Origin of the sequence: Pseudolysinimonas kribbensis (assembly GCF_030161895.1) — a bacterium.
In the GTDB taxonomy this organism is placed as follows: Bacteria; Actinomycetota; Actinomycetes; order Actinomycetales; family Microbacteriaceae; genus Pseudolysinimonas; species Pseudolysinimonas kribbensis.
Map to the genome: position 1 here is coordinate 720,117 of NZ_BSVB01000001.1, position 14,944 is coordinate 735,060.

A 14,944-nucleotide genomic window follows, 5' to 3' on the forward strand; every position below is an offset into this window, starting at 1 on the left:
CGTCGCGAAATCCGGTCATTCGCGGGCAGAGTGTGGGGGTGACGCGGATCATCGCTGGGTATGCGGGGTCGCTGCGGTTGAGCGTGCCGCGATTCGGCACCCGGCCGACGAGCGATCGGGTGCGGGAGGCGATCTTCTCTGCGCTCCAGGCCCGCGACGTGCTCGAGGGGCGCGCGTGCTCGATCTCTACGCGGGCTCCGGAGCCCTCGGGCTCGAGGCGGCATCGCGCGGGGCGGCGCACGTGACGCTCGTCGATCGGGCGGCCGCCGCCAGCCGCGTGCTGCACGACAACGCCGCCCGCGTGCGCCGGGCGGCACCGCGTGACGCGCAGCCGGAGGTCGTCGTGTCGAGCCGGCCCGTGCTGTCGTTCCTCGGTGCCGGTGGTGGCACCTGGGACGTCGTCTTCCTCGATCCGCCGTACGACCTCGGCGCAGCGGAGCTGCGGCACGACCTCGAGGCGCTCGTCGCGCAGCTGGCGCCGGATGCCGTGGTCGTGGTCGAGCGCTCCGGCCGGGACCGGCCGCCGGAATGGCCGGGCGGCCTCGAGCTCGAACGACGCCGCGACTACGGCGAGACCGCGCTGTTCTGGCTCGTTCCCGGGCCCGGGGATCAGCCGGCGGCGCCGTCCCAGTCGGCGTAGGGGTCCCATCCCCCGCGCCCGTCGAAAGGGCGGCCGTCGACGAGCAGGCCGGCGCCCTCGACGACCCGTCCGATCGGCGCGAAGCCCGGCGGCAGCACCGCATCGGGCGGGAACGTGGCGAGCAGCGCATGGTCCTCGCCGCCCGAGAGGGCGACCCGCGGATCGATCCCGGTGCCGGCGATCGCGGCGATCGCGGCCGGATCGAGGTCGAGGGCGACGCCCGACGCCGCGGCGATGCGACGGGCGTCGATCGCCAGCCCGTCGCTCACGTCGAGCATGGCGGTCGCTCGGGCGCGGGCCGCCGCGGGACCGGCTGCGATCGGAGGCGACGGGGCGAGCTGCGCGTCGACCGGCCCCGGCGCTGCGGCGCGCAGCCGGGCCGCGGCAGCGGCATCCGGGATGCCGTCGGCGTCCACGCCGCGCTCGAACAGCAGGAGCAGACCGGTGGCCGCGAGGCCGAGGCGTCCCGCGAGCGCGACGACGTCGCCGGGGCGCGCGCCGGAGCGCAGCACCGGCTCCCGGCTCTGCAGGTCGCCGAACGCGGTCACCGCGATCGTCAGCGTCCCGGACGCGGAGAGGTCGCCGCCGACCACGCCGCACCCCGGCGCGAGTGCGGCGCACGCATCGCGGAGCCCGTCGGCGAACGCCTCCAGGTCGGACACCGGCGTCTCGGGCGGTGCGACCAGCGCGACGACGAGCGCGGTCGGAACCGCACCCATGGCGGCGACATCGGCGAGGTTCGTCGCGGCGGCCTTCCAGCCGAGGTCGTGCGGCGACGACCACGCACGCCGGAAGTCGGGGCCGTGCACCATCGTGTCGGTCGTGACCACGTAGCGGCCGTCGGGAGCCCGCAGCACCGCCGCGTCGTCGCCCGGCCCGAGGAGGGCGGCATCGGCCTCCGGCAGCCGGGGGAAGATGCGCGCGAGGGTCGCGGCCTCCCCTGCCTCGCCGAGGGTCTGCCCGTGGTCTCCGAGCGCGGGCGGCATCACGCCTGACCGGCGTGGACGAACGCCCGCACCAGGGCGACGATCACCGTCTCGATCGCGGGCGCCGTGAGCACGACCACGACGCACGCGATCGCGAGCACGATCAGCCAGCCGACGACGATGAGCAGCACCTGTTGTCCGGTCCGCGGGGGCGTCTCGTCGCGGGCCGACCCGTCCAGCAGCGCGGCGAGGCCGTCCTCGGCGAGGTCGGATTCCGCGAGTGCCGCCTCAGGGTGCTCCATGGCGCCCACGCTAGCCTGATCGGCGATGAAGGCACGGGCTCTCGCGGCGGCGATCGGAATCGCGGCAGCCGCGCTGCTCGCGGGGTGCGCACCGACCGTGACGCTGCATCCGGCGCCACCGCACGCGAACGATCGGCACTGCGCCGATGTCATGGTGCACCTGCCCGACACGCTCGACAGTCAGAACGGCGTGCTCGTGCATCGCGAGACGGACGCGCAGTCGACGGCGGCGTGGGGCGACCCGACGTCGGTGATCCTGAGCTGCGGCGTTCGTGTACCGGGTCCGTCGGCGCTGCCCTGCGTGCAGGACACGGGCGGGGTGTACTGGCTGCGGCAGAAGAACGCGAAGACCAAGATCTGGACCTTCACGACGTTCGGCCGCGACCCCGCGGCGCAGCTCACGATCTCGACGAGGCTCTCGCCCGGCGTCGTGCTCGATCAGCTCGGCAACCAGATCGCCGCCGCGCTGCCGAAGACCGGCCACGTGTGCTCCTCGACCGAGGACACCGTGACCGGCGGCGGCACCTCGAGCGACACCCCGACGCCCTCGCCGACCCCGACGGGGTGACCGGCCTCAGCGGAGCGCGCCGATGCCGAGCGCGATGAGCTCGTCGATGAGCTCGGGATAGCTGAGCCCCGACGCGAGCCAGCAGCTCGGGAACATCGAGATCGGCGTGAAGCCCGGCATCGTGTTGATCTCGTTCACGACGAACCCGGTGCCCGTGAAGAAGAAGTCCACCCGGGCGAGCCCGGCACCCCGATCGCCTCGAACGCGCGCGCCGCGATCTGTTGCATCCGCTCCAGCTCCTGCTCGCGCAGGTCGGCGGGGCAGATGAGCCGGATGCCGTCGGCGCCCCGGTACTTGGCGTCGAAGTCGTAGAAATCCCGCCCGGTGATCGCGATCTCGCCGGCGACGCTCACCCGCGGCGGCGATCCGTCGCGCCCCTCCAGCACCCCGCACTCGAGCTCGCGCCCGACGACGGCCTGCTCGACGAGCACGCGGCTGTCCTCGGCGAAGGCGACCTCGAGCGCGGCGTCGAGCTGCGGCCAGTCGGTCACGCGGGTCACCCCGACGCTCGACCCGGCGCGCGCCGGCTTGACGAACACCGGAAGCCCCAGCCCCTCCATGCGACGGCGCCACAGCTCCGGATGCCGCGCCAGCTCCGCGCGCGTCACCGTGGCCCAGGGCGCGACCTCGATCCCCGCGCCCTCGAGCACCGTCTTGGTGAAGTGCTTGTCCATGCCCAGCGCTGACGCGAGCACGCCGTTGCCGACGTACGGCATCCCGACCAGCTCGAACGCGCCCTGGATGGTGCCGTCCTCGCCGAACGGCCCGTGCAGGATCGGGAAGGCGACGTCGATCTCACCGAGTGAGCGGACCGCACCGCCCTCCTGGACGGTCAGCTCCCGCGAGGCCGCCGACTCGGGCAGTCGCACCCGCGTGCCGTTGTCGGCGAGCCGCGGCAGCTCGTCGAGCGAGAACGCCGCGACCTCGTCGGCGGCGCGCAGCGTCATGGCCCCGTCGGGCGTGATCCCGACCGGCACGACCTCGTACCGCTCGGGATCCATCGCTCCGAGCACCCCGCCGGCCGTCGCGCAGCTGATGGCGTGCTCGCTGGAGCGACCCCCGAAGAAGAGCGCGACGCGGGTCCGGGGCGGGGTCGGCACGGGGCTCCCTACTCGCCCTGCGGCGTGTCGTCGGTGGTGAGGTGCGGAGCGATGTCGCGCGGATTCAGCGTACCGGCGAGCACCTGCGCGACCTGGCTGACGATCGGCATCCCGATGCCCCGCGCCTCGGCCAGCTCGAGCACCGGTGCGACCGACGAGAGCCCCTCCGCGGTCTGGTTCATCTGCTGGATGACCTCGCGGAAGGCGTAGCCCTGGCCGAGCAGCCGGCCCGCGGTGTTGTTGCGCGACAGCGGCGACTCGCACGTCGCGATGAGGTCGCCGAGGCCGGCGAGACCCGTCATCGTCTCCGGCAGGGCGCCGTGGGCGACCGCGAAGTCCGTCATCTCGACGAGACCCCGCGTGATGATCGAGGCCTTGGTGTTCTCGCCGTAGCCGACGCCGTCGACGATGCCGATCGCGACCGCGATCAGATTCTTGAGCACGCCGCCGAACTCGGTGCCGGTGACGTCGGTGTTGACGAAGCTGCGGAAGTACGGGTTAGTGGCGGCGCGCGCGATCTCCTCGGCCGTCTCGAGGCTGCGCGACGCGACGACGGCGGCGGTCGGCTGCTCCTTGGCGATCTCGAGGGCGAGGTTCGGACCCGAGACGACGGCGATGCGGTCCGGATCGCCGCCCAGCTCCTGCAGGATCACCTCGCTCATCCGGTGCCGGGTCTGCATCTCGAGCCCCTTCATGAGCGAGACGACGATCGCCCCGTCGGGGATCAGCTCGCGCACCGCACGCAGGTTCTCGCGCAGGGTCTGGCTCGGCACGCTCAGGTAGACCTGCTCGGCCCCGAACATGACCTCCTCGAGGCGCGGGCTCGCGACGATGCCGCGGGGCAGGTTGATCCCGGGCAGGTAGTCGGAGTTGCGGCGCGACTCCCGGATCTCCCGCGCGAGCTCGGGACGACGTGCCCAGAGCGCGACGCTCGAGCCCCCGTCGGCGAGCACCTTCGCGAACGTCGTGCCCCACGATCCGGCGCCCAGAACGGCGACGCGGCGCATCCCGGGCGGCGGCAGCTGCAGCGGCTGCGTCATCGTCACCTGGACATTCTGCCCCGCGCGAGTCGAGGAGCAGGCTCAGCTCGGGCTGATCGTGCCCGTCGTGTTCTCGCGGCCGAACTCCGACTGCCCGTGCGCGGCCGGATCCCAGCGCTCGGCCGGTGCGGTCTCGCCGCGCTGCTGCTCGGCCAGCTCCGTGATCGCGGCCATGATCGCATCCGTGGTCGCATTGATCGCCGAGCCGACGAGCGGGCCGCCGAGCCACGCGCTCAGGTCGACGGGGTCGCCGAACACCACGTCGACGGTCGTGCGCGGGAAGAATCTGAGCTTGTGCTGCCAGCGCGGCGCGATCTTCTGATCCCCCAGTGCGAGCACGGGATGACGGGGGCGCCGGTCTGCAGCGCCAGCCGGGCGGCGCCGGTCTTGCCGCGCATCGGCCAGAGCTCGGGGTCGCGGGTGAGGGTGCCCTCCGGGTACAGCACGATGCCGCCGTCCTCGGCGAGCAGCGCGCGCGCGCGGCGAGCGGGTCGGCGCCGCCGCGCTTGCCGCGCAGCACGGGCACCATGTGGGTCGCCCGCATGAACCAGCCCACCACCGGCACCCGGAAGATGCTCTCCTTCGCGAGGAAGTGCGGGAAGCGCCGCCCCTCCAGACCGCGACGCCGACGACGATCGGGTCGACATCGGAGAAGTGGTTCGGAACGACGATGAACGGCCCGGTCGATGGGATCTTCTCCGCGCCGGTGACCCGCGTGCCGATCAGCAGCCGGGCGAGCGGGACGGCGACCAGCTGAGCCACCCTCCATCCGATGTTCCAGCGGTCAGAGGTCGACGCCACTCACGCCTCCAGGGTGAAGTCCGCGCCGAGCGCCTCGAGCTTCTCGACGAAGTGCTCGTAGCCGCGACTGATGATGCCGATGTTGCTCACGCGCGAACGCCCCTGCGCTGCGAGGGCGGCGATGAGGTAGCTGAAGCCGCCGCGGAGGTCCGGCACCCGCACCTCGGCGCCGTGCAGCGGGTCGGGCCCGTGACGACGGCGGCCTGCTCGAGCTTGCGCCGCGGCACGCGCCGGGTGACCGACTCGAGGCCGTCGCGGTGCACGACGATGTCCGCGCCCATGTCGTTCAGCGCATCCGTGAAGCCGAAGCGGTTCTCGTACACCGTCTCGTGCACGACCGAGACGCCCTCGGCCTGGGTGAGCGCGACGATGAGCGGCTGCTGCCAGTCCGTCATGAACCCGGGGTGCACGTCGGTCTCGACCTGCACGGGCTTGAGCGCTCCGCCCGGATGCCAGAACCGGATGCCGTCCTCGCGCACGTCGAACGCGCCGCCGACCTTGCGGAAGACGTTGAGGAACGTCATCAGGTCCTGCTGCTTCGCGCCGCCGACGAAGATGTCGCCGCGGGTCACGAGCGCCGCCGCCGCCCAGCTGGCGGCCTCGTTGCGATCCGAGATCGCCCGGTGCGTGTAGCCCGAGAGCTGGTCGACGCCCTCGATGAAGATCGTGCGGTTCGCCTCGGTCCAGATGATGGCGCCCATCTTCTGCAGCACCGCGATGAGGTCCATGATCTCGGGCTCGATGGCGGCGTTCTTCAGCTCCGTGACGCCCTTGGCCTTGACGGCGGTGAGCAGCACCTGCTCGGTGGCGCCGACGCTCGGGAACGGCAGCTCGATGTTCGCACCGCGCAGCCCGTCCGGTGCGGTGATCCGGATGCCCTCGTACGACTTGTCGACGATCGCGCCGAACGCGCGCAGGGCATCCATGTGGAAGTCGATGGGCCGATCGCCGATGCGGCAGCCGCCGAGGTCCGGGATGAGGGCCTCGCCCAGGCGGTGCAGGAGCGGCCCGCAGAACAGGATCGGGATGCGGCTGCTGCCGGCGAGCGCATCGATCGTCTCGAAGTGACTGCGCGCCACGTTGACCGGGTCGAGCAGCAGCTCGCCGGGCGCCGGGCTCGTGACGGCCACCCCGTAGGCGTCGAGCATGCGCGAGACCACGTCGACGTCGCTGATCTCGGGCACGTCCTGCAGCAGGCTCGGCGTGTCACCGAGCAGGGAGGCGACCATCGCCTTGGTGGCGAGGTTCTTGGCGCCGCGTACCTCGATGCGCCCGCGCAACGGCTTGCCGCCCTCGATGACGATCGAGTCCGCTTTGAGTCCCACGCGCTCTCCCGCCTTCTGGGCGTCCTTGGCGAGCCCCGCCGTGACCGTATCCACCTCGCGAGTGTAGCCCGCGACCCCTGAGGATCGCGGGGTCGCCCAGCCGCCTCAGCGCACGGGCAGCGTCGTCGGGCGCCAGGCCTCGCGACGCGCCTCGAACGCCGTGATGGCGTCCTCGTCGCGCAGCGTGAGGCCGATGTCGTCGAGGCCCTCGAGCAGGCGCCAGCGGGTGTAGTCGTCGATCTCGAACGGGATGACGAGGTCGCCGACCGCGATCGTGCGGGCCTCCAGGTCGACCGTGGCATCCCGCCCCGGCTCGGCCTCGAGCGCCTGCCAGATGCGCTCGATCTCGGCCTCCGACACCACGCCGGTGAGCAAGCCCTGCTTGCCGGAGTTGCCGCGGAAGATGTCGCCGAACCGCGGCGCGATGACCGCGCGGAAGCCGTAGTCGCGCAGCGCCCACACGGCGTGCTCACGGCTCGAGCCGATGCCGAAGTCCTGGCCCGCGATGAGGATCTTCGCACCCTGGTACGCCGCCCGGTTGAGGATGAACTCCGGGTCCTGACGCCAGTTGACGAACAACGCGTCGTCGTAGCCGGTCTTGGTGACCCGCTTGAGGTAGACGGCCGGGATGATCTGATCGGTGTCGACGTTGCTGTAGCGGAACGGCACCGCGACGCCCGTGATCTGCGTGACCTTCTCCATTACGCCAGCACCTCCGCCTGGATGTCGGACGGCGCCGACAACGTGCCCCGGATCGCCGTGGCCGCCGCGACGACCGGCGACACCAGGTGGGTGCGCCCGCCCTTGCCCTGCCGGCCCTCGAAGTTGCGGTTGCTCGTGGAGGCGCAGCGCTCCCCCGGCGCGAGCTGGTCGGGGTTCATGCCGAGGCACATCGAGCAGCCGGCGAAGCGCCACTCGCCGCCGAACTCCTCGACGATCTTGTCGATGCCCTCGGCCTCGGCCTCGAGCCGCACCCGCGCGGAGCCGGGCACGACCATGACGCGCACGTGCTCCGCCTTCTTGCGGCCCTTGATGAGCTCGGCGAACGCGCGCAGATCGTCCAGCCGGCTGTTGGTGCAGGAGCCCATGAAGACCGCGTCGACGCGGATGTCCTTCATCGCCGTGCCGGCCTCGAGGTCCATATACTCCAGCGCGCGCTCGGCGGCGGCGCGGTTGTTGGGGTCGGCGTACTCGTCGGGCGAGGGCACCGTGCCGTTCAGCGGCACGCCCTGGCCGGGGTTGGTGCCCCACGTCACGAACGGCTCGAGCTCGTTCGCGTCCAGGAACACCTCGGCGTCGAACACGGCGTCGTCGTCGGTGCGCAGCGTCTCCCAGTAGGCGACTGCCGCATCCCAGTCCTCGCCCCGCGGCGCGTTCGGGCGCCCCTTCAGGTAGTCGTAGGTGGTCTGGTCGGGTGCGACCATGCCCGCCCGGGCGCCCGCCTCGATTGACATGTTGCAGATCGTCATCCGGCCGTCCATCGACAGGTTCCGGATGGCGCTGCCGCGGTACTCGAGCACGTAGCCCTGCCCGCCGCCGGTGCCGATCTTCGCGATGACCGCGAGGATGATGTCCTTCGCCGTCACGCCGGGCCGCAGTTCGCCCTCGACCGTGATCGCCATGGTCTTGAACGGCGTGAGCGGCAGCGTCTGGGTGGCGAGCACGTGCTCGACCTCGCTCGTGCCGATGCCGAACGCCATCGCCCCGAACGCGCCGTGCGTCGACGTGTGCGAATCGCCGCAGACCACGGTGATGCCCGGCATGGTGAGCCCGAGCTGCGGGCCGACGACGTGCACGATGCCCTGCTCGATGTCGCCGAGCGGATGCAGCCGGATGCCGAACTCCTCGCAGTTGCGCCGCAGGGTCTCGATCTGCGTGCGGCTCGTGACGTCGGCGATGGGCCGGTCGATCGCGAGCGTCGGCGTGTTGTGGTCCTCGGTCGCGATCGTGAGGTCGGGGCGCCGCACCGGCCGGCCCTCCGCGCGCAGGCCGTCGAAGGCCTGCGGGCTCGTCACCTCGTGGACGAGGTGGAGGTCGATGTAGACGAGGTCCGGCTCGCCGTTGTCGCCCTTGCTGACCAGGTGGTCCGACCAGACCTTCTCCGCCAGGGTCCTGCCGCTCATGGCTCTACTCCGTTGTTCCGTGCTACTCCGGGTGATCCGGCCCACGGTCGACTCCGCGACGAGGAGGCCGGGTGCTAGGCCTCGTCGCGGCGACGAAGGAGGAGCTGATGACGCATCACCAGCAGGGTACCACCGCGGCGGAAGGCGACTCCGCTGCGCCCGTGCCGCTGCGCCCCGTACCGCTGCGCCTCGTGCCGCTCAATCCGCTCCCGCTCTCCGCCCCGACCCGACCCGGTCGAAAGTGCAGGAACCGGTCGCGCGCCGCGACCTCTGCGTGACCGACGCGCCGGTTCCGTCCTGAACTTTTGACAGCCGCGGGGGATGCCGGCGACCTGGGGCGGGGGATGCCGGCGACCTGGGGCGGGGGATGCCGGCGACCTGGGGCTGGATGCCGGCGACCCGGGGCTGCGAGTGGCGGGGCAGCTAGGGGCGGATGCGGGCGGGCGGGGGGCTCAGCGGCGGGCGAGCGCGATGGGATAGTCCCCGAGGGCGACGACGCTGCCGGCGACCGCGAGCAGCCCGTCGGCGGGCACGACCGTCGCCTCGCCGTCGGGCGGGGTCACCGCGACGCCGTTCGTCGAGCGGAGGTCGAGCACGCGCACGCGGTCGCCCTCCGGCACGATCGCGGCGTGCGTCTTCGACACCGATCGGCCCGGGTCGTCGACCCTGACCGGGACGGCGGCGGGCCGGGCGGACGGCGCCGAGGGGTTGCGGCCGAGCACGACGCCGTCGTTCCCGAGCTCGTGCTCCGTGCCGTCGGCCAGACGCACGAACCACGCGCCGGGCGTCGCCGCCGCCGACGGAGCGGGCACCGACACGACGGGCGCCGACGCCGCGGTCGGTGCGGTCACCGGTGCCACGGGCGGCTGCACGGGGATGCCGGCCCCGCCCAGGCGGACGGTCTCCGATGCGGTCGTCACGGGGACGGCATCCGGAGCGGGCTCGCGCGGCGGCGGCAGCAGCCCGGGCGGCGGGGTGATGAGGAACGGCTCGTCGGTCATCGGCGCTCCCCTCTCCGACCGTCCCACCCTATCCGGCATGGGGACCGCTGCCCATGTCGTCCGGGAGCGGGAGGGGATGGGATGGAGGGCGGCCTCGCCGACGGCTCATGCGAGGATCGTTCCGGTCTGCGAGGGAGGGCGCGCGTGCGACTCAAGCTGACACTGCGACGCGGCGGCGGTCACGATGCGGACATCGTCGTCACCACGGACGCCGGAGCGAGCATCGCCGAGGTCGCTGCCGCGATCGAGCGGGTCGATCCGGCGCACGCCGGCACGCCCGCGACCGCACCCGCGGGCGTGCGTACGCTGCGCGCCGAGCTGCCCGGCACCGGGACCCCTGTGGTGCTGCCCCCGGACGCCCCGGTCGGCGAGGCCTGGATCGGCTCCGGCGCCAGCATCGAGATCGTGGACGGCGCCGTGCGCCCGACCGCGGCGCCGAACCGTCCGCCGGTCGCGCGGGTGCGGATCCTGAGCGGCGGGCAGGCGGGCCGCAGCATCGACCTGGCCCCGGGCACCGTCGTCATCGGCCGCGACCCGGACTGCGACATCGTGCTCGCGGACGACCCGTTGGTGTCGAAGCGGCACGCACGCCTCGAGCTCGGATCGTCGGTCGAGGTCATCGATCTCGGCTCGGCCAACGGCGTGCTCGTCGACGGCGGTCTCTCCGGTCGCCTCGTCGTCGAGGACGCGGTCACCGCGGTGATCGGCGACACCGAGCTCGAGATCAGCCGCCTCGGCGGCGGCGAGGTCGCCTCGACCGCCGGCCCCGTGTTCTTCAACCGCTCCCCCGTCGTCGAGCCGCGGTACGCCGGGCAGGCGTACACCGGGCCCGCCGTGCCGGAGGAGGTCGTCAACCCGCCGTTCCCGTACGTCGCGATGGTCGCCCCGCTCGGCATGGGCGCCGTGATGTTCGTGGTGAGCCAGAACCCCACCTCGCTCATCTACGTCGCGCTGTCGCCGATCCTCATGATCGGCAACTACGTGAGCCAGCTCTTCACCCGGCGCGGCAAGCAGAAGCGCGACAAGGCGCGCTTCGACGAGCACCTGACGAAGCTCACGGCCGACATGGAGACCGAGCGCGTCCGCGAGCGCGACCAGCGCCTGCGCGAGGCCCCCGCGACCGCCGAGGTGCTCGATGCGGCGACCCGCCGGGGCCCGCTGCTCTGGACCCGGCGGCCGGAGCACTGGTCGTTCCTCAACGTGCGGCTGGGGATCGGGAGGATGTCCTCCCGCAACTCGATCCAGGAGGACCGCAAGCCGACGGCGCTGCCGGATTACCAGGAGCGCTTCGACGAGGTGCTCGCGGCCAATCGCGAGGTCGCCGACGTGCCCATCGTGGACAACCTGCACGATGCGGGTGCGCTCGGCATCGCCGGCGACGGGGCCGCGGCGGCCGAGGCCGCCAACGCGATCCTCGTGCAGCTGACCGGGCTGCACTCGCCGTCCGAGGTCGTGGTGGCCGCCGCCATCACCCCCGCCTGGTCGGCGCAGCTGGACTGGCTCAAGTGGCTGCCGCACACGGCATCCCCGCAGAGTCCGCTCGACGGCGTGCAGCTCGCCGACAGCCCGGCGAGCGCCGCCCAGCTCGTCTCGAGCGTCGAGGGTCTCATCGCGTCGCGCCTCGCGAAGCTCGAGGCCCGGCGCCGCGGGGCGGCCGAGCAGGACGAGCTCGCGCTCGAGCGCGGGGCGAAGGTCGGGCACGAGACGGGGCAGGGCACCGAGTCGCCGATCCCCGCCGTCATCCTGGTCATCTCCGACGACGTGCCGGTCGACCGCGGCCGGCTCGTGCAGCTCGCCGAGCAGGCGGCCGACGCGGGCGTGTTCCCGATCTGGATGGCGCGCGACGTCGAGGCGCTGCCCGCCGTGTGCCGCACGTTCGTCGCCCTCGACGGCGACACCGCGCGCGTCGGGCTGGTGCGGCTCGGGGAGACCATCGAAGGCGTGAACGCAGAGCGCGTCACCGGGACGGCGGCGCTCGACTACGCGCGCCGGCTCGCGCCGGTCATCGATGCGGGAGCGGTGGTCGCCGACTCGAGCGACCTGCCGCGCACCGTCTCCCTCGTGACGCTCCTCGGCCACGAGCTCGTCGAGTCCAGCGACGCCGTCATCGACCGCTGGCGGCAGAACGAGTCGATCCACGACCGCACTCCCGGCCTCGTGCCCCGTAAGCGCCGCCCCGGCAAGCTGCGCGCGATCATCGGCTCCGCGGGCGTCGACGCCATGCACCTCGACCTGCGCACACAGGGTCCGCACGCCCTCGTCGGCGGCACGACCGGCGCCGGCAAGTCGGAGTTCCTGCAGGCCTGGGTGCTCGGCATGGCCGCCGAGTACAGCCCCGACCGGGTGACCTTCCTCTTCGTCGACTACAAGGGCGGCTCGGCGTTCGCCGACTGCGTGACGCTGCCGCACTGCGTGGGGCTCGTGACCGACCTGAGCCCGCACCTCGTGCGGCGCGCGCTCACCAGCCTGCGCGCCGAGCTGCACCACCGCGAGCACCTGCTCAACCGCAAGAAGGCCAAGGACCTGCTCGAACTCGAGCGCCGCGGCGACCCCGACAGCCCGCCCGCGCTCGTGCTCGTCATCGACGAGTTCGCGGCGCTCGCGGGTGAGGTGCCGGAGTTCGTCGACGGTGTCGTCGACATCGCCCAGCGCGGTCGCTCGCTCGGCATCCACCTGATCATGGCGACGCAGCGGCCGGCGGGCGTCATCAAGGACAACCTGCGCGCGAACACCAACATGCGGGTGGCGCTGCGCATGGCCGACGAGTCCGACAGCGAGGATGTCGTCGGCACGAAGGACGCGGGCGGCTTCGACCCCGGCCTGCCCGGGCGCGGCCTGGCCAAGACGGGCCCCGGCCGCCTCACGATGTTCCAGTCCGCCTACGCCGGCGGCTGGACGAGCCGCGAACCGGAGCAGGCCAACGTCGAGATCACGGAGCTGCGCTTCGGCGGCGAGGTGCGCTGGGAGGAGCCGCGCCGCGAGGCCCCGGAGGAGGAGCGCGACCTCGGCCCGACCGACCAGCAGCGGCTCGTCGCGCGGATGATCCAGGCGGCGGGCGCCGCGGCCATCCCGGCGCCCCGGCGTCCGTGGCTCGACGAGCTCGCCTCGGTGTACGACCTGGCGCGGCTGCATCAGCGCACCGACGCCGAGCTCCTGCTCGGGGTCACCGACCTGCCGGACCTGCAGGTGCAGCAGCCCGTCTACTTCACGCCGGACGTCGACGGCCACCTCGCGATCTACGGCACGGGCGGCTCGGGCAAGTCGACGGTGCTGCGCACCCTCGCCGCCGCGGGGGCGATCACGCCGCGCGGCGGGCCGGTGCAGGTCTATGCGCTCGACTTCGGCTCGGGCAGCCTCCGGATGCTCGAGAACCTCCCGCACGTAGGCGCCGTGATCCCCGGCGAGGACGCGGAGCGCGTCGTGCGGCTGTTCCGGATGCTGAAGAACGAGCTCGAGGAGCGCGGGCCGTTGTTCGCGGGCAGCAACGCCGCGAACATCACCGAGTACCGCACGCTCTCCGGCGAGGCCGGGCGCCCGCGCATCCTGCTGCTCATCGACGGGTTCCCCAACTTCCGCGAGGACTTCGAGATCCCCGCCGGGAGATCGCAGTGGTACGACGTCTTCCGCGACATCCTGGGCGACGGGCGTCAGCTCGGCATCCACGTGGCGCTCACGGCCGACCGGCCGGGCGCGGTGCCGACCTCGATCTCGTCGAGCATCCAGCGCCGCGTGGTGCTGCGGCTGGCCGACGACAGCTACGGGATGCTGGACGTGCCGAACGACATCCTCTCCCCGCATCGGCGCCCGGGCGGGCCATCGTCGATCGCGAGGAGACCCAGATCGCGGTGCTCGGCGGCAGCCCGATCGTCGCCGATCAGTCCGCCGCGATGAAGGAGCTCGGCGAGGCCATGCGCCGAGCCGGCGTCACGCCCGCACCCGGCATCGGCTCGCTCCCCGCCGAGTACACGGCGGCGCAACTGCCGGCGACGCTCGGCGGCAGCCCGGTGCTCGGCATCAGCGACCTCGATCTCGGCCCGTACCCGTTCGAGCCGAGCGGCACGGTGCTCGTCGCGGGGCCGCCGGCCTCCGGGCGCACGACGTCGCTCATCTCGATCGCGCAGGCGCTCGAGCGCTTCGATCCGGAGACCCGGCTGTACTACATCGGGTCCAGGCGCTCTCCGGTCGCGGCGGCGCTCGAGTGGGTCGAGACGGCGACGAGGCCCGAGGAGGCGGCCGAGCTCGCCCGCGCGCTCGCGCAGGCCATGACCGACGACGACACCGAGGGGCGGATCGCGGTCGTGATCGAGTCGCTCGGCGAGTTCCTGCAGTCGTCGGCGGACGGGCCCATCGTCGAGCTGGCCAAGGCGGCGAAGAAGTCGGAGCACCTCGTGGTCGCCGAGGCCGAGACCTCCGCGTGGGGATCGTCCTGGCCGCTCATGGGCGAGTTCAAGAACGGGCGCCGCGGCCTGCTGCTGCAGCCCGACTCGATCGACGGCGACATCCTGCTGAAGACGGCCCTGCCCCGGCTGCAGAAGAACGAGTTCCCGCCGGGGCGGGGCGTCTACATCGCGCGGGGCAGGTTCGCGCGGGTGCAGCTGCCGCTGCCCTCCTGACCTGCCCGGAAGCCGGTGACGGGGCCGATGGGGAGTCCTCCCCATTCCGAGCCCTTCTCATCCGGGTTAGCGTCGAAGGCATCAAGACGCGGTCGATTCCCGGCCCGACTCCACTACCGAAAGGGATACCCCTCATGGCCAACATGAACGTCACCTACGGGGAGATGACCGACGCGGCGAACCGCCTCATCTCCGGCAAGGACGACATCACCGCGAAGCTTCACGAGCTGCAGACGCTGGTGAACAACCTCGTCAACGGCGGCTTCGTGACCGACTCCGCCTCGGGCGCGTTCCACTCGTCGTACGAGCAGTTCACCAAGGGCACCACCGACGCCGTCAACGGCCTGGACGGCATGAGCCAGTTCCTGACCAAGGCGGCCGACGCCCTCCAGAACGTCGACCAGCAGCTCGCCAAGGGCATCGGCGGCTGAGCCGCGCGCGGGGGCGCCGGCATCCGTCGCCCCCGCACCCGTCCGCCACGTCACTGCACCACCCAGAAAGGAAA

At 72.6% G+C, this 14,944-nt stretch carries 12 protein-coding genes and 4 pseudogenes; 5 read left to right on the forward strand and 11 right to left on the reverse strand.

The window, feature by feature from the left end; all coding sequences use genetic code 11:
• Positions 1 to 38: 38 nt before the first annotated feature.
• Positions 39 to 640: pseudogene (rsmD, locus tag QQK35_RS04025) on the forward strand (16S rRNA (guanine(966)-N(2))-methyltransferase RsmD).
• Here the strand turns inward: rsmD and QQK35_RS04030 are convergent.
• Together QQK35_RS04030 and QQK35_RS04035 are read right to left on the reverse strand one after the other, a co-directional pair.
• Complete coding sequence (locus QQK35_RS04030) at positions 610 to 1,626, reverse strand: thiamine-phosphate kinase (RefSeq protein ID WP_284255596.1); 1,017 nt, start codon at positions 1,624 to 1,626, stop codon at positions 610 to 612. The pseudogene rsmD and the gene QQK35_RS04030 sit on opposite strands and share 31 nt — an antisense overlap.
• The gene (locus QQK35_RS04035; RefSeq protein ID WP_284253042.1) at positions 1,626 to 1,868 is read right to left on the reverse strand and encodes a hypothetical protein; all 243 of its coding nucleotides are present in this window, start codon (positions 1,866 to 1,868) and stop codon (positions 1,626 to 1,628) included. Before QQK35_RS04035 ends, QQK35_RS04030 begins: the two co-directional genes overlap by 1 nt.
• Before the next feature lie 25 nt (positions 1,869 to 1,893).
• On the opposite strand from QQK35_RS04035, the gene QQK35_RS04040 reads away from it, so the two are divergent.
• Positions 1,894 to 2,436 (forward strand): DUF3515 family protein, encoded by a 543-nt coding sequence (locus QQK35_RS04040; RefSeq protein ID WP_284253043.1) that lies wholly within the window; start codon positions 1,894 to 1,896, stop codon positions 2,434 to 2,436.
• Between the two features lie 6 nt (positions 2,437 to 2,442).
• On the opposite strand, the pseudogene QQK35_RS04045 reads toward QQK35_RS04040, so the two are convergent.
• The 9 genes and pseudogenes from QQK35_RS04045 to QQK35_RS04075 all read right to left on the reverse strand — a co-directional run bounded on the left by QQK35_RS04045 (position 2,443) and on the right by QQK35_RS04075 (position 9,826).
• Positions 2,443 to 3,536: pseudogene (locus QQK35_RS04045) on the reverse strand (D-alanine--D-alanine ligase family protein).
• Between the two features lie 8 nt (positions 3,537 to 3,544).
• Positions 3,545 to 4,576: an NAD(P)H-dependent glycerol-3-phosphate dehydrogenase gene (locus QQK35_RS04050; RefSeq protein WP_284255597.1), complete on the reverse strand. Its 1,032-nt coding sequence runs from the start codon at positions 4,574 to 4,576 to the stop codon at positions 3,545 to 3,547.
• Between the two features lie 42 nt (positions 4,577 to 4,618).
• Positions 4,619 to 4,915, reverse strand: coding sequence for a hypothetical protein (locus QQK35_RS19605; RefSeq protein WP_348535026.1), 297 nt, complete (start codon positions 4,913 to 4,915; stop codon positions 4,619 to 4,621).
• Positions 4,810 to 5,223, reverse strand: coding sequence for a lysophospholipid acyltransferase family protein (locus QQK35_RS19610; RefSeq protein ID WP_348534992.1), 414 nt, complete (start codon positions 5,221 to 5,223; stop codon positions 4,810 to 4,812). The genes QQK35_RS19605 and QQK35_RS19610 overlap by 106 nt, the downstream gene beginning before the upstream one ends.
• Positions 5,189 to 5,377: pseudogene (locus QQK35_RS19615) on the reverse strand (1-acyl-sn-glycerol-3-phosphate acyltransferase); the annotation flags it as partial. The pseudogene QQK35_RS19615 and the gene QQK35_RS19610, both read right to left, overlap by 35 nt.
• Positions 5,378 to 6,702, reverse strand: a pseudogene (gene murA / locus QQK35_RS04060) (UDP-N-acetylglucosamine 1-carboxyvinyltransferase). It abuts the pseudogene before it with no gap.
• 105 nt (positions 6,703 to 6,807) lie between these two features.
• Positions 6,808 to 7,404 carry a 3-isopropylmalate dehydratase small subunit gene (gene leuD, locus QQK35_RS04065; RefSeq protein ID WP_284253044.1) on the reverse strand — a complete coding sequence of 199 codons (597 nt, stop codon included), beginning with the start codon at positions 7,402 to 7,404 and terminating at the stop codon, positions 6,808 to 6,810.
• A complete protein-coding gene (leuC, locus tag QQK35_RS04070) occupies positions 7,404 to 8,825 on the reverse strand; it encodes a 3-isopropylmalate dehydratase large subunit (protein ID WP_284253045.1) in 1,422 nt (473 codons plus the stop codon). Before leuC ends, leuD begins: the two co-directional genes overlap by 1 nt.
• Before the next feature lie 452 nt (positions 8,826 to 9,277).
• On the reverse strand, positions 9,278 to 9,826 hold the full coding sequence (locus QQK35_RS04075) for an FHA domain-containing protein (protein ID WP_284253046.1): 549 nt from the start codon (positions 9,824 to 9,826) through the stop codon (positions 9,278 to 9,280).
• 144 nt (positions 9,827 to 9,970) lie between these two features.
• Between QQK35_RS04075 and QQK35_RS04080 the strand changes: the two genes are divergently transcribed.
• The 3 genes from QQK35_RS04080 (at position 9,971) to QQK35_RS04090 (ending at position 14,870) form a co-directional block, all read left to right on the forward strand.
• Complete coding sequence (locus QQK35_RS04080; protein WP_284253047.1) at positions 9,971 to 13,717, forward strand: type VII secretion EssC family protein; 3,747 nt, start codon at positions 9,971 to 9,973, stop codon at positions 13,715 to 13,717.
• On the forward strand, positions 13,672 to 14,439 hold the full coding sequence (locus QQK35_RS04085; protein WP_284253048.1) for a hypothetical protein: 768 nt from the start codon (positions 13,672 to 13,674) through the stop codon (positions 14,437 to 14,439). Before QQK35_RS04080 ends, QQK35_RS04085 begins: the two co-directional genes overlap by 46 nt.
• A gap of 134 nt (positions 14,440 to 14,573) precedes the next feature.
• Positions 14,574 to 14,870 (forward strand): WXG100 family type VII secretion target, encoded by a 297-nt coding sequence (locus QQK35_RS04090; RefSeq protein ID WP_284253049.1) that lies wholly within the window; start codon positions 14,574 to 14,576, stop codon positions 14,868 to 14,870.
• The last annotated feature ends 74 nt before the right edge of the window (positions 14,871 to 14,944 follow it).